A 14057-nucleotide genomic window follows, 5' to 3' on the forward strand; every position below is an offset into this window, starting at 1 on the left:
CGGCCTCAATCTGGAGTGTAGACAACCCCTGTTACACATTCATCCACCGACGCAACCGATGGCCCTCAATCAGCCTCCGATTCCAGAAGATCTTTAAAGGCTTCCCGGTATCGCTGATAAGCATCAACCCGGTTATCAATGACCGACGCGGGCATCCGCTCGAACAAGACCGGCGTGCCCCCCTCGACCGCATAAGTCTGTCCAAGCTCACGCAACGACGTCCATTGGGCATATGCCGCACCCTCCTCATAGAGCTTGTTGATTTTTATCTGCCGGAACGTGTTCGCCTCGGAAACCGCAGGCAATACCGCCGGCCCTGGCGCGGCTTCATTGATAAAGGCGTACTCGGCCACGGCCGGCCCGGGGGTCAGTGTGGTCACCGGCGGCATTTCGAAATTGAAGTGTGCATTGCTGGCCAAGTGCGCTGCGGGAAATTCCGGCCACGAGTCAGCGACGACCAGAGCATCGAGATTGCTCAGATCATCTCCTATCACTACATATTGATGATCAAAACGGGTGGCCCTGACAATGTGAATGCTGGACGTCCGGGGCTGGCTGGCGAGAATCGAAAACGTAACCTTCGAGTTCTCCGAACAATTCCCGCCCTTGATATCAATGGCTTTGCGAGCGGCCTCCGCGGTGGTCAGTTTTGCGGAGAACCCGCCCTCCTCAAGGTCCATCCCTCGCAGGCCTTTGATTTTGGCAATCGCCGAACCGCCGTTTTCCCACATGCTTGGCAACTGATTCCCCGATAACGGCAGGAGCTCCTTGGCTCGATAGATCGCGTCCTGCGCCATTTTCAAGTTGGCCATGGTTTGAGGCGATACCTGAACCGGCCCTTCGGTCTCGACCACGGCCTGGGAAAACCACTCCCCATAGCTGCTTAAATCAGCCAGCTCCGGACTTGGCGTTACACCGTTCTCCCGGACTGAATGTAACAGCGCCTGGTAGGCATTGGCCCGCCCGGTCTGTTCCAGATTGCGCGCATTCAACCCCAGGTTTCGTTCCAGTTCCGTGAGCGGCACCAGGCCCTCTTTGGTAAACAGGCGCCCGGTCAACGCGTTGAACTGCTCTGGCAGCATCAGCTTCTGCAGATCAGGCAACGCCTCGATACTTTGGACGATCCGCAGGCCTGGCCCGGCCTCTCCGGTCGCATTGGCTGCGTTCAGCGCCTCGAAAAGGTCGAAAAGATAATCCTGTGGAAGGCTGTCGTGAATCAGTTTCAGGCCGCGCATATAATCGAATCGCTTGAATGCAGAAACAGAAGGATGGAACGCTACCGTGACCAGGTCGCTGTATTGGCCGCCGATGTCTTCCAGGACTGCACGTTCGCCGCCCGCGCCCGGCGAGCCACCACGCAGGCGCATCAATTGAGGATCGTAAGTGAGCGGGTCAAGAACCGGCAGACCGTCCAGCACCTTCAGCAACTGATAGGGCTGCAATGCGTTGTCGCGCAGGGCCAGCTTCAGTTTGGGGCCCTGGCCGATATAGATGTTCAGCGCGTTACGCTCGGCGTCCGGCAACGCCTGCAAAATAGCGGAAAACAGATCCATGCCCGAATGCAGGGCATTTGCGTCTTCGTCATAAGCGACGAATGTCGAGTCATGAAGCTCGACGAGCGTACGGCGAATCCCTGCGTCGTCCTGGCCGATACTGTCGAGCAGGGTTCCGTCGTACTCGAACCGTCGGACCTCAATGCGCACATCGGGATTCCAGCCGCGAAGATGCTCAAGGGAGTGCAGCGCCAGCCGGTCCATGTCGGGACTGTCGACCGAGTCGAGGTAAAAACCTTCATAAGCACGGCTCATGCGCACGTCTCGCAGCGCCCAACGCGCGAGGTTTTCCAGCCTTGCGGGCAACTGCCCGCGCTCAATCGCCTGGACTTCGGAGGGCGTGGCGATGGACAGCAACTCCCGGGCGACAGTGCCAGGCAGGCCCGGCACTTGGGCCTGGATCGTTTTTGCGCAGTCACTCGTGGCAGCTTCGACACGACGATAACGTGCGTTGAACAGCGACGTGCGCTTGCTCCTGGCCCGTTTCGCCAACTCGGCCCGCAGATTTTTGGCGTTCAGTTCCAGCGTGCTGGGCGTGATATGAAACTCGACGTCCAACAAGGTGTTCAGTTGTGCTTCATCCAGGTGCGATAACAGCGTCTTGAGCAGATCGACGTCAGCCAGACGATTGCTGTTTATCTGGACACCCGGCCCGCCCGCGCGACCGATGACCCGAAGCACTTCGCCCCTGGCGTCTACCAGCTCAATCGCATTGCCGGGCCACAGACCATCGAGCAGCTGAAATTGCATCTCGGGATCGGCGCTTGAGTAATCTTGCGCACGCTCGCTGCCCATCTGCTCGATGAAGGTCTGAATGTCACGGTCGATACGAAACCGGGTCACGGTATCGCTGAGCAACGGCGATGGCCGCTCATTGTCGGCATACATTTGGCGGATCGCGCTGGCATCGGTCTGGCTGACCGAGCGGATGTCCCCGTAGGATTCGGCCAGCTCACCCATGTCCGGGCCGAGTCGCGCCATCAAGGTCGAGTCATCCCACCTATGGGGTTGCTCGCCTTCAATCACGAAGGCACCTTCGCCGTTGCTCTCCACCACGGGTTGATAGGCGTCGGAGCGGGTCGGATGTTTAACCCTGTGTTTGCCGTTCTGTGGATCTTTCGTCAGTTCGAAGTGCCGGGTGTCCAGCTTGAGAATCGGCTTGCCCTCATACCGGTGCAGCCAGGTTTCATCAGGCTTTGAATCCGCAGTCAGGGTCAGGTTTTGTTTTTGATAGGGCTCAAGGTCGCGGCTCCACAGGCGTTTGGCGCCGTTGGCCAGCGTGACCGGTGTTGTCGACTCGATGAACGATGACAACTTGGGCAGTACCACCTCACTGCCGATTTTCATGCCGCCAGCGAAGGCCACCAACTGGACCAGGCTTTCGACAAACCCAATGATGTGCTCGGCCCCTTCCAGATAGAGACCTTCAGCCAGATCCACAATGCCTTCGACGACCTCGCTGACCAACTGATAAACCATGTAACCCATCATTACCTCGCCCACAAAGGGTATGAAAGGCCCCACCACCATTAACGCGGCATTGAAGACGTCGGAAAGCATTTTTTCCAGGTTGTCGAACCACGCCCAGCGCTCCATACGATCGGCATCTTGCGTCGAGATGACCATCTCCCGGGCATCGTTCAGGATTTTGTTTTGCTGTTGCTGGTAGAGATAAAGCCAAGGGTCGCCCGTAAAAAAGGTATGGATGTCGTTCTCGAACCGAACGTGCTCAAAGTGCAGGCGCGGATTCTCGATGGGCGTTTCGCGCCATACCGGCTGATCGACGCCCGGAATTTTGTCGTGTTGAGTTATTTCCACCAGCGCGGCATTGAGTGCCGAGAAGAAGCGCCCCCGTTGTTGATGGTCGACAAAACGGCTGAAGAACTGCTGATAACTGTTTGTGGAATTCCTTGGGGCATCCCGCAATTGGCGAGTGAGCTCACGGGCGAACTCGGCCTTCGAGGCGTACTCTTTCAGTGGATGCTCCGGGTCATGTGGCACATAGACAATGACTCGCCGGGCGGCGCTGTCGTGGATATGCAGATCAGGGGCGATCAGCACGATGCCTCTCAACTGGACATCGAGAATTTTCAGCTGATAGTAATGAACGGGAAGGCCATCCATCTTCCACGCTTTAATATCCTTGAGCAGGCTTTGTACAGCCAGGTAGCCACTGGCCGAGATGTCATTTTTAAGGCTGGCCAGATACAGGGCTGCTTTTAACGCAGCCTTTTGGCTTTTTATGACTGTTTGCTGCACCACACTACGCGCCAGCCCGTCGACAGGGCGCACATAGCCTTCAAGATGGGCTTTATAGTGAGCGCCGATATCCAGAGTGCGGCAAAGTGTCTTGAATTGGTCGACACTCATGTTGTTACGAACACCGGTTATATCGAATCGATTCGATTTGTCCGGCCGGGTAATAAACTGCGAATCAGAGGTTAATACTTCTTTATCCGAAAAATTATGTAATGCCGCATCCAGCAACGAAACAATGCGCGATTCCACGCCGTTATTGAAATTGTTGGCCCAAGGGGATAAATGGGGCGGAGAAAAAAACTGCAAGAAAGTTTCCTTTACATCGACGTCTACACCGTATTGATCTTTCAGCGCCTGACGAAGCAGCGGTTCAGCAAAGGCGTAGACATCTTGCGCCTCGCTCAGCATCTGGTCGACATCGTTTTGTGCCCGCCAGCTTTCCTCCGAGGCGCGCTGCAGGGCTGCGAGCTGCATCGGTGAAGCGGTGATAATCCATTCCGGAAGTGGGGCCATCACGGTTTTTAACGCGCTGATTCTGTGGGGTGAAGTTTGGCGCATCCATTCCGGGATAGCATTTTTTATAAGTTCGTGATGTTTGCTTTTTTGTTGTATTGCGGTTGCTGATATTTCATCGATCCGGATTGAAGTGGTCACATTGATACTCTGCATAAGTTTGCTGAACAGAAACGGCTTATACAACTAGCGTACAACGTTAATCACTCAATCAAATGAAGTTCAATTCCGATTAGCCTGTAAGAAACTTCACCACTTAAAACTTCTAACACCCACTGACTTATTTATCTCAGATAATTCGTTGCCGACGATATTGCTCAGGCGTACACCCGGCCTGGCGTTGAAACATCGCAATAAATGCCGAACCGGTGCTGTAACCCATGTCGAAGGCAATGTTTTGAATGCTGCGTTGACTGTCCAGCGCTTCGATCGCCGCGAGGAAACGCAAGCGTTGCCGCCACTCGCCGAAACTCATGCCCAGCTCACGGACAAACTGCCGCGCCAAGGTGCGTTCGCTGACATGGATCTGCGCGGCCCAGTGCGCCAATGGCCGATTGTCCCCGGGCTCGGCTTGCAGGGCTTCAAGTATTACGAGCAATCCCGAACTGCTGGCGTAAGGCAAATAACACTCCTGGATGGGTGCCAGTTGCAACTGGTCCACCAACACCTGCGCCAGACGTTTGTCCGCATCGTGGTCGGGAATTTTCACGTCGCGGGCGGCGAAGTCCTTGAGGATCGCCTTGAGAATGTCGCTGATTGCCAGCGTGCACGCTTGTTGTGGCAACGCGGTGCACAACACCGGCGCCAGGCAGACCGCGCGATAGTTGATCGGTTGATTGCTGTAGAAACTGTGCTCGGTCTGCGGCGGCACCCACACCGCGTATTGCGGCGGCGACATGAAGCGGCTGCTGCCAATTTCCATGTGCAACACACCGTTGGCCGAATACTCGAGAGTCCCCCACGGGTGACGGTGGGTCGAGGCATATTCATGGGTGTCGAAGTCGGCATAACGGAAATAGACCGGGGACGGCAATTCTGCGAAATCGAGCAGGTCGATGTGTTTACTGGTCATGCTGTCCGTCATCAAGGGCAGGTTGTCTGGATTGAAGTATAGGCTTGCATCCAGACAGGCGGATAATCGCTCCTCACTAACGTTGATGGTTTTTCTGATGCAATACGCTTATCCCCTGCTGGCCATTTTCATTTGGGCCGGCAACACCGTGATCAACAAACTGGCGGTCGGCGCGATCTTCCCCGCGGAAATCGGCTTCTATCGCTGGCTGCTGGCCGGGATTCTGTTCACGCCGTTCATGCTCAAACCGGTGATCGCGCATTGGCCCCAGATTCGCCCGAACCTGGGCAAGATTTTCATCCTTGGCGTGCTCGGCATGGCCGTCTATCAGAGCCTGGCGTACTTCGCCGCAACGCTGACTACAGCCACCAACATGGGGATCATCTTGTCGCTGATGCCCTTGATGTCGCTGGCCATGGCAATTGTCAGCCTCGGTCAGCGCCTGACTGCGGGCGCATTGGCCGGCGCGGTGTTGTCGTTCGCCGGCGTATTGGTGGTGGTGTCGTCCGGCAGCCTCGGCGCACTGCTTGAGCACGGCGTGAACCTGGGCGACGCGATGATGCTGATCGCCACGCTGGCCTACGCGATCTACAGCACGCTGCTGAAAAAATGGCAGCTGCGCTTGCCGCCACTGGTGTTGTTGTATTTGCAGGTGCTGGTGGCGGTGGTGGTGCTGTTTCCGTTGTTTGTCGCTTCACCGAAGGTCGGACCGACCTTGCAGAATATTCCGCTGGTGCTTTATGCCTGTTTGCTGGCTTCGATGCTGGCGCCATTGGCGTGGATGCAGGCCGTGGTGCGCCTGGGACCGAGCCGGACCACGCTGTTTTTCAATTTGCTGCCGTTGATTACGGCGTTGATTGCGGCGGTGGTACTGAATGAACAGTTGGCGATGTATCACCTGGTGGGTGGGGTGTTGACGCTGGGTGGGGTGGTGCTTTCGGAGCGCTGGACTACCGTGTTGGGCCGTAAGGTCAGCGTTGCCTGACCCGACTTGCCCGCGAAGAACGATAACGCGGTCCAACTGACGTTTACACGCCAGCCGCTTTCAATCGGGCCGCATGCTCGACAAACAACCGCACCGGATCCGCCCCTTTCCCCACCAGCCCCAGCGACTGATTGACGATGTCGAAGTGATCCATCGGATACTCATCGCCAATCACCGTCCCCAAGTGCGAGCTGTAACGCCCGACCATCCCGTCGCAATGCCCGGTTTCGCGCACAAAGGTTCTGGCAAACAGCCGGCAACTGCGGTTCGTGCCGTCGAACCGGTTACCGCCGCGGTCCGTCTTGCCCGGTTGCAACGTCCCGGACCAGGAGTAATAGCGCACGCCGTTGACCTCTTCCGGCCCGTGCCCGCCCCAGGTTTCAGGCAGGCCCTGTGGATAACGCTGATTGAACAGCGCCACGCCTTGAGTGGTTAGCGAATGGTGCGAAGCCGGGATATCCACAGGCAACTTCGGCCCGCGATAGCCGGTTTCCAGCAGGCTCATCAACGCGCCGATCCAGCGCAACAACACGCTGAGAACCCGTCCTTTGAACGTGTCGGCCGGGTAATGCTTTTCCAGATAATCCGCCAGCTCGGAGCCATGATTCGGCCCTGCGACCGACGTGACGGACGCCACGCGATCCGGACGTTTGGCGGCCGCGTAACGGGCTGTGAGCGAGCCTTGGCTGTGGCCGATCAGGTTGACCTTCTCGGCCCCGGTTTCCCGCAGAATCTCCTCGATCCGCGCCAGCAACTGCTCGCCGCGCACCTCGCTGGAGTTGAGCGGCGAGACCTGCACCGCAAACACCGTCGCCCCGCCCCGGCGCAACGCCGAAATGATCCCGTACCAGTACGGATACAGCACCAGACGGATAAACCCGAGCATTCCCGGGACCAGCACCAACGGATAACGCGTGGCAGAACCTTGCGACATGGACGGACATCCTTGTGATCGGTGAGATGAAGCAAGGCGCGATGCAAGACGTCAGCCAAGCATCGTCACCCAAGATGACAACTCGACGACCAGTCTATGACATCCACCCTACTTCAGCCCCACCACGCCTGCCACGATCAGCCCCACCGACACCAGTTTGATCGCCGTCAGGCTTTCACCCAGCAGCGCAAAGCCGAGAAACACCGTGCCCAGTGAACCGATGGCGGTCCAGATCGGGTAGGCGATGCTTACCGGCAACTCGCGCATGGCCAGGGTCAGGAAGTAAATCCCGCCGACGGCGGCCACCACCGTGATCAGCGATGGCCAGAGCCGGGTAAAGCCTTCGGCGTACTTCATGCCCATGGCGAAGGTAACTTCGAACCCGGCGGCGATCAGCAGAAACAGCCAGGCCATCAGAACTCCCGGGCCAGCGTAAGCAAGCGCTGCTCGGCTTCGGCCAGCGAAATCTCGAACGTGCGCTCAGCCGACTCTTCGCCTTCGGCAGCCACCACGGTGATGTCGGTGATGCCGATGAACCCCAGCGCGGTGCGCAGCAACGGATCGGCATGGTTCATCGCCTCCAGCTCGCCGCCCGGCCCGAAACCGAAGCCGCCGCGACTGGTGACGATCAGGGCTTTTTTGCCGTGCACCAACGGCTCGTACTGCGCCACGCCATTGTCCAGGGTGTGATTGAACGTCAGCCCGAGCCGCACAATCTGATCGATCCAGGCCTTGAGGCCGCTGGGTACGCTGAAGTTGTGCATCGGCGTGGAAATCACCAGCAAATCGTGACCGAGCAACTCGCCGACCAGCTCATCGCTGAACGCCAGGTCGGCCTGCATCGACAAGGGACGCGCTTGGGGCTCGGGGTAAAAGGCCGCGGCCACAAAGGCCTCGTTAACCGGCGGTATCAATGCCCGACCGATTTCCCGGCGAGTCAGCTGCGACTGAGGATGTCGCGCTTGCCAAGCACCAAGAAACACTTCCGCCAGACGCCGGGAATGGGAACGCTCGCCACGGGGGCTGGCATGGATCGCAAGAATCTTGCTCATCTGAATCTCCTTAAGGGCTAAACTGCCTGTGGCTTGCAGATTGAAGCTCACAGCCGCCCTTCTTCAACTGAGTAGAAATCAGTCTGGATGAATCCATTTCATCCATGGAGTATTTGAATGTTTGCCTCGTTGCCGCTCACCGCCCTGCGCGCCTTCGAATCCGCCTCGCGCCTGCTGAGTTTCAAGGCCGCCGCCGAAGAACTTTCGGTGACGCCCACAGCGGTGTCGCACCAGATTCGTTCGCTGGAGAACTGGCTCGGCGTGCCGCTGTTCGAGCGGCTGCCACGGCAGGTGCGCCTCACCGACGGCGGCGAACGGTTGTTCCGCAGCCTGCACGGGGCGCTGCTGGAAGTGGCGCAAAGCGTCGACACCCTGCGCCCGCAACGCAGCGGCGCGAGCCTGACGATCTCCACCACGGCGGCCTTCGCGGCGTTGTGGCTGGTGCCGCGTCTGGGTCGGTTTTACGCCCGCCATCCGAACATCAACCTGCGCCTGGACACCCACTGCGAAGTCATCGATCTGCATCAGGACGCCAGCGTCGATTTGGTGGTGCGCTACAGCCTGGGTGATTACCCGAACCTTTATGGGCTGTGCCTGTTCGACGAATCGTTCGGCGTCTATGGCTCGCCCGGGCAGGTGGCCCTGGCGGCTGAGCGGGTACCCACGCTGATCAGCGTGCGCTGGCACAACTCCAAACTCTATGCCCACGGCTGGGCGGCCTGGTGCGCGCAGTCCGGCGAAAGTTGGCTGACAGGGCAACCGGCGGTCCGTGAATACGACGAAGAGCATTACGCCCTGCAAGCCGCGATCGCCGGGCAGGGGCTGGTGCTGGCGAGCAATATCCTGGTGTCGGAAAGCGTGGCCAACGGTTTACTGGTCGCCTACCGGGGCGAGGTCCAGGTCGATGGCGCCGGCTATAGCGCACTCTGTGTGCCGGGACGCGAACGGCATCCGCCGGTGCGGGCGTTTTTTGCGTGGCTGCGCGAGGAGGCGCTGCTGTCCGGGCATGGGTTGGCGTGACCATTTCGGGCGCTTTTTACGATGGACAAATGGCATAAAACTTTTCGCCGCGCTCATCACTCACACCTTAAGTAGCGATCACTTCCCCAGAAGGTGACGCAAACCGGATTAGCCTCCAGGAGAACGAGATGAGTGACATGCATTTGTCTGACGTAACCACCCTTCGCGAACGGGCCCGCAAGAACGTCGAGAACGGCGCGGTGACCGAAAGCTACAGCGCTGACCGTGAAGAAGTATTGCGCCTGCTGAACGAGTCGCTGGCCACGGAACTGGTCTGCGTGTTGCGCTACAAGCGCCACTACTTCATGGCCAGCGGCTTGAAAGCCAACGTCGCGGCCGACGAATTCCTCGAGCACGCAACCCAGGAAGCCGAGCACGCCGACCGACTGGCCGAGCGCATCGTGCAACTGGGCGGCGAGCCGGAGTTCAACCCTGACCTGCTGTCGAAAAACTCCCACGCGCAATATGTGGCGGGCAATTCACTGAAAGAGATGGTCTACGAAGACCTGGTCGCCGAGCGGATTGCCATCGACAGCTACCGCGAGATCATTCAGTACATCGGCGAAAAAGACCCGACCACCCGGCGCATCTTTGAAGACATCCTGGCTCAGGAAGAAGAGCATGCGGATGACATGGCTGACATTCTGAAAGATCTCTAGCGCCTTTCAGATCGCCTTCGCGGGCGAGCCTCGCTCCTACAGGTTTAGTATTCTCCTGAAGGAGCGAGGCTTACCCGCGAAGGCAGCCACACTGACACCCCATTATTTCGTTGGTTTAACGGTTACCGGCGCCTTGCCTGCCTTCATCTGTTCCAACAATGGCGCACACTGATTCGGCTCACCCCCACTCGGTGCCACCAACGCCAACAGCCCTGCCGCTGGCGCTGCAATCACGCCCAACGCAACCATCCCGGCGCCACGCAAAATCAGCGGCACCGCCTTCACGCCCGCATCCGGCTTGATGAACTTGCCCCGCACGTATAGCGGCGAGCGCAACGAAATCAACCGCCAGCCTTTGGATTCCGGGGTGATCGTCAGGTCCAGCTGCTCCGTCGCCATGTTCGCCGTGCCGTCGATATAGATGATCGCGTTCTCGGTATCGAAGACAAACAATCGGGTGGTGGCCAAACCGGTCTTGATGTCGAAGTCGGCCGCCGCGCAATTGATCTTCACTTCCTTGTCGCCAAAGATCTTGCCCACCACATAGTTGCCGACGTTGAGCCCGGCCAGCTCCATCAACTCGCGGCTGATGGCGCCATCGTTGATCAGCATTTTCAGGTTGCCATTGGCGCTGCCCAGCAGCTTGGCCACCGAGTTGCCACGGCCGGTGATGTCGGCATCACCGTTGAGTTCGCCGAAACTGGTTTTCATCGGTTCAAAGGTCGGGAACAGCTGCTTGAGCTTGAACTTGCGCGCGGTCAGTTTGGCCCGGCCTTCCAACGGCTCGGTGCGGCCATTGAGGCGAATCTGCGCATCCAGGTTGCCGCCCGCCACGCCGAAACGCAGAGGCTCCAGACTGAGAACACCGTCGGTCAGCACCAGGTGCGTATAGAGGTCATTGAACGGCAATTTTTCGCTGTGGATGATGCGCTTGCCGGTGAATTCGACGTCGGCGTCCATGTCACGCCAGCGCTCGGTCTTGAACTCCTCGACCGGCAACACCTTGTCCGTCGGCTGCTTGCTTTCGCCGCCACGGGCCTTTTGCTTGGCGTTGGAGTCAGCGCCGATCAACGGGGCCAGGTCGGCGAACAGCAGTTGGTTGGAAACAAGCGAACCACTGAGTTTCGGCCGCGGCTGGCTGGCGACATAGGCCAGGCTGCCGTGGATGTCGCTCTCGCCGATCTTGCCGTTGAATGCTTCATAGCGGAACACCGCACCACCCGGCTCATGCAGTTTGGCGATCAAATGCCCGTCGGTCTCGTAGGGCGGCGTATCCGGCAGCGTCACACCGGTCAGCGGATAGAGATTGCCCAGGCTGGTACCGGCCAGTTTCAGGCGCAGGTCCAGGGCGCCGAGGTTCAGCGGATCGGTCAGCGTTCCGGCCAGTTCGACACTGGTATCGGCGATCTTCACTTGCGCCTGGAGCGGGAACGGCCTGGCCGCATCCTGTAATGCCAGCAACCCGCCGATCTTGCCTTCGCCCGCGAGTTTCTGATTGTGGTATTGGCCTTTGACCTTCAGCGCGAACGCGTAATCCTGGGGAGCCGCGCCTTTCTCCTGCGCGTTTTTTGCGGCTTTGTCGCCGACGATATCGCTGAATGGAATGGGTTTGCCCAACGGATCAATCAGCACATCGAGCTGAGTCTTGAGGTTCTGGTCGTCGAGGGTGACGTGGCCCTTGTCGAAGCCGATGGCACCGATATCCACCACCCAGCTCGAAGGCTCGGCGTTCGGGTCTTTGGGGTCGAACTGGAACGTCCAGTTGGCACGGCCATCGGCCAGGCGCTGAAGGTCGGCATTCGGCTCGGTCAGGTCAATACGCGGGATCACCACCCGTTGCGCCAGCAATGCCAAGGGTGAAATACGCAGCTCGACGCGTTTGAGGGTGACCATCTGTGGTTTTTTCGACCAGTCCGGGTTGCCCAGGCTCAGGTCTTCGGCCACCACGTGCGGCCACGGCACCCACGCCCGCCAACCGCCCTCGTCGGGCTCGCGCTGCCAGACCACCGCGAGGTTGCCATTAATGGCGAACGGACGATGCAGCTCTTCAGAAACTTTGGCATTAAGGGGCGGTTTGATCCGGTTCCAATCGAAGAACGCGATGATCAGAACCAATACCGCCAGCAAGATAATCAGGCTGGCGAAGGTCCAGGTAACAATTTTACGAGTGCGCGTCATTGCACAGGGCTCCTGATACGACTGAGCGCCCTGACTGCGACGCACGTGTGAAACGACAGGCCAGAACCGGCCTGCCATGGAATCTACGACTGAAAAACGGCCCGCAGGTTTAACCGAAACATCGATTAATCCTCAAATAATCGACCGGGGAGAGACTGCCCCCGAATCCAGCGTTACCGCCCCCGCACTTTTGTGCGGCATCAGTGGGTCGAAAATACCCACTCCAGTGCAAAAGCGATCGCCGGAGACACCCGTTCTAGAGCGCTTCGGCAGAACAATCAATTCCGTTGATTATTACCATTGCGTTTATGAACTTTTATATCGACTTATCGAGAGTAGCATTGCCCTCGTACCCACTTTATCGCCCCCCCAAGGAGCAACCCATCATGAAACGCCAATTACTGCTTAGCCTTACCCTCTCAATGCTGGCCAGCACCGCTTTCGCTCTGCCTGCTGCTGACCAGGCCACTCCACAAGTCAAAGACAGCCGCTCGGTGTTCAGCCAAACCGTCGCTGCCGATGGTTCCGACCGCACTCCACAAGGCCAGACCCTTGCCGAAGGTGGCAATGATCGTTTGAAAGAAAAAGGCCTGATCACTGAAGACGGTTATGACAAAACGCCACAAGGCCAGGTTCTCGCCGCTGATGGTTCCGACCGCACCCCAGGCCAAACACTGGCTGCTGATGGTTCCGATCGCACTCCAGGCCAAACACTGGCTGCCGATGGTTCCGACCGCACCCCAGGTCAAACACTGGCTGCCGATGGTTCCGACCGCACTCCAGGCCAAACACTGGCTGCCGATGGTTCCGATCGCACCCCAGGCCAAACACTCGCCGAAGGTGGTGGTGACCGTGTCATCGAACGCAACAGCGCTGTGAGCTGAGCCCATGGCGGCCCTGAAAAAAAGCCCAATCCCTGGATTGGGCTTTTGACTTTATAGGGTTTTGCCTCATTGGAAGTTGTACATCCCCGCTTGATCCCCCGATAGTCGTTCGACGCCAGCGAAGCCGATTTGCTAGAGTGCGCCGCTGTCCCTGTCCAGAAAAACACCCTTGCGATGCTGCCCCGCGCCGAACAGAAACAACAAACCCGCAACGCCCTGATGGACGCTGCCCGTCACCTGATGGAATGTGGTCGAGGATTCGGCAGCCTGAGCCTGCGCGAAGTGGCGAAAACCGCCGGCATCGTGCCCACCGGTTTCTACCGGCATTTCGCCGATATGGACGAACTGGGCCTGGTACTGGTGAGCGAAGTCGGCCAGACCTTTCGCGAGACCATTCGCCTGGTGCGCCATAACGAGTTCGTCATGGGCGGCATCATTGACGCTTCGGTTCGGATCTTTCTCGACGTGGTCTCGGCCAATCGCTCGCAGTTCCTGTTTCTGGCCCGGGAGCAGTACGGCGGATCGCTGCCCGTGCGCCAGGCCATTGGTCGCCTGCGGGAAGACATCAGCTCGGACCTCGCGGCCGACCTGTCCTTGATGCCGAAATTGCAGCATCTGGACATCGCCGGCCTCAGCGTCATGGCGGACCTGATCGTCAAAAGTGTGTTCGCGACCTTGCCGGACATTATCGATCCACCGGCCGAGGCGCTGCCTGAGCACCTGACGCCACAGGCAAAAATCACTCAACAACTGCGCTTCATCTTCATCGGTCTCAAGCATTGGCAAGGCCTCGGCAGCACTGAATAAACCCTGTAGGAGCGAGCCTGCTCGCGATAGCGGAATGTCAGCCACATCAAATGTTGATTGTGCCGACGCTATCGCGAGCAGGCTCACGTCCACAAAACCAGTCAAGGCATCAATTTGGTGCCCCCGAAAAATCCCCGCCCC

11 protein-coding genes are annotated in these 14057 nt (G+C 58.6%); 5 read left to right on the forward strand and 6 right to left on the reverse strand.

From position 1 onward, the window contains the following. Positions 1-65: 65 nt before the first annotated feature. Both QMX98_RS16155 and QMX98_RS16160 read right to left on the reverse strand, forming a co-directional pair. Positions 66-4466: a DUF6543 domain-containing protein gene (locus QMX98_RS16155; protein WP_282411056.1), complete on the reverse strand. Its 4401-nt coding sequence runs from the start codon at positions 4464-4466 to the stop codon at positions 66-68. Positions 4467-4614: 148 nt separating this feature from the next. Beyond that, complete coding sequence (locus tag QMX98_RS16160) at positions 4615-5397, reverse strand: helix-turn-helix transcriptional regulator (RefSeq protein WP_172962163.1); 783 nt, start codon at positions 5395-5397, stop codon at positions 4615-4617. 97 nt (positions 5398-5494) lie between these two features. On the opposite strand from QMX98_RS16160, the gene QMX98_RS16165 reads away from it, so the two are divergent. Beyond that, the gene (locus QMX98_RS16165) at positions 5495-6382 is read left to right on the forward strand and encodes a DMT family transporter (RefSeq protein WP_010464117.1); all 888 of its coding nucleotides are present in this window, start codon (positions 5495-5497) and stop codon (positions 6380-6382) included. 43 nt (positions 6383-6425) lie between these two features. Here the strand turns inward: QMX98_RS16165 and QMX98_RS16170 are convergent, their stop codons facing one another. From QMX98_RS16170 to QMX98_RS16180, 3 genes are all read right to left on the reverse strand, one after another. Next, the gene (locus tag QMX98_RS16170) at positions 6426-7316 is read right to left on the reverse strand and encodes a triacylglycerol lipase (protein WP_077748945.1); all 891 of its coding nucleotides are present in this window, start codon (positions 7314-7316) and stop codon (positions 6426-6428) included. 108 nt (positions 7317-7424) lie between these two features. Beyond that, positions 7425-7730, reverse strand: coding sequence for a multidrug efflux SMR transporter (locus tag QMX98_RS16175; protein ID WP_007947555.1), 306 nt, complete (start codon positions 7728-7730; stop codon positions 7425-7427). Beyond that, entirely contained in the window at positions 7730-8368 is a 639-nt protein-coding gene (locus QMX98_RS16180) for an NAD(P)H-dependent oxidoreductase (RefSeq protein ID WP_010464126.1), read from the reverse strand. The genes QMX98_RS16175 and QMX98_RS16180 overlap by 1 nt, the downstream gene beginning before the upstream one ends. Positions 8369-8485: 117 nt before the next feature. On the opposite strand from QMX98_RS16180, the gene QMX98_RS16185 reads away from it, so the two are divergent. Together QMX98_RS16185 and QMX98_RS16190 are read left to right on the forward strand one after the other, a co-directional pair. Further along, on the forward strand, positions 8486-9388 hold the full coding sequence (locus QMX98_RS16185) for a LysR substrate-binding domain-containing protein (protein ID WP_077748943.1): 903 nt from the start codon (positions 8486-8488) through the stop codon (positions 9386-9388). Between the two features lie 128 nt (positions 9389-9516). After that, positions 9517-10047 carry a ferritin-like domain-containing protein gene (locus tag QMX98_RS16190; protein WP_010464129.1) on the forward strand — a complete coding sequence of 177 codons (531 nt, stop codon included), beginning with the start codon at positions 9517-9519 and terminating at the stop codon, positions 10045-10047. A gap of 102 nt (positions 10048-10149) precedes the next feature. Here QMX98_RS16190 and QMX98_RS16195 read toward each other — a convergent pair whose 3' ends face one another. Then, positions 10150-12225: an AsmA family protein gene (locus QMX98_RS16195; RefSeq protein ID WP_282411057.1), complete on the reverse strand. Its 2076-nt coding sequence runs from the start codon at positions 12223-12225 to the stop codon at positions 10150-10152. A gap of 386 nt (positions 12226-12611) precedes the next feature. Here QMX98_RS16195 and QMX98_RS16200 point away from each other — a divergent pair, with 386 nt between their 5' ends. Further along, on the forward strand, positions 12612-13109 hold the full coding sequence (locus tag QMX98_RS16200; RefSeq protein WP_077748940.1) for a hypothetical protein: 498 nt from the start codon (positions 12612-12614) through the stop codon (positions 13107-13109). 174 nt (positions 13110-13283) lie between these two features. Next, positions 13284-13916: a TetR family transcriptional regulator gene (locus QMX98_RS16205; protein WP_010464134.1), complete on the forward strand. Its 633-nt coding sequence runs from the start codon at positions 13284-13286 to the stop codon at positions 13914-13916. Positions 13917-14057: the final 141 nt, after the last annotated feature.

It is taken from the genome of Pseudomonas sp. PS02303 (assembly GCF_029959925.1).
In the GTDB taxonomy this organism is placed as follows: Bacteria; Pseudomonadota; Gammaproteobacteria; order Pseudomonadales; family Pseudomonadaceae; genus Aquipseudomonas; species Aquipseudomonas mandelii.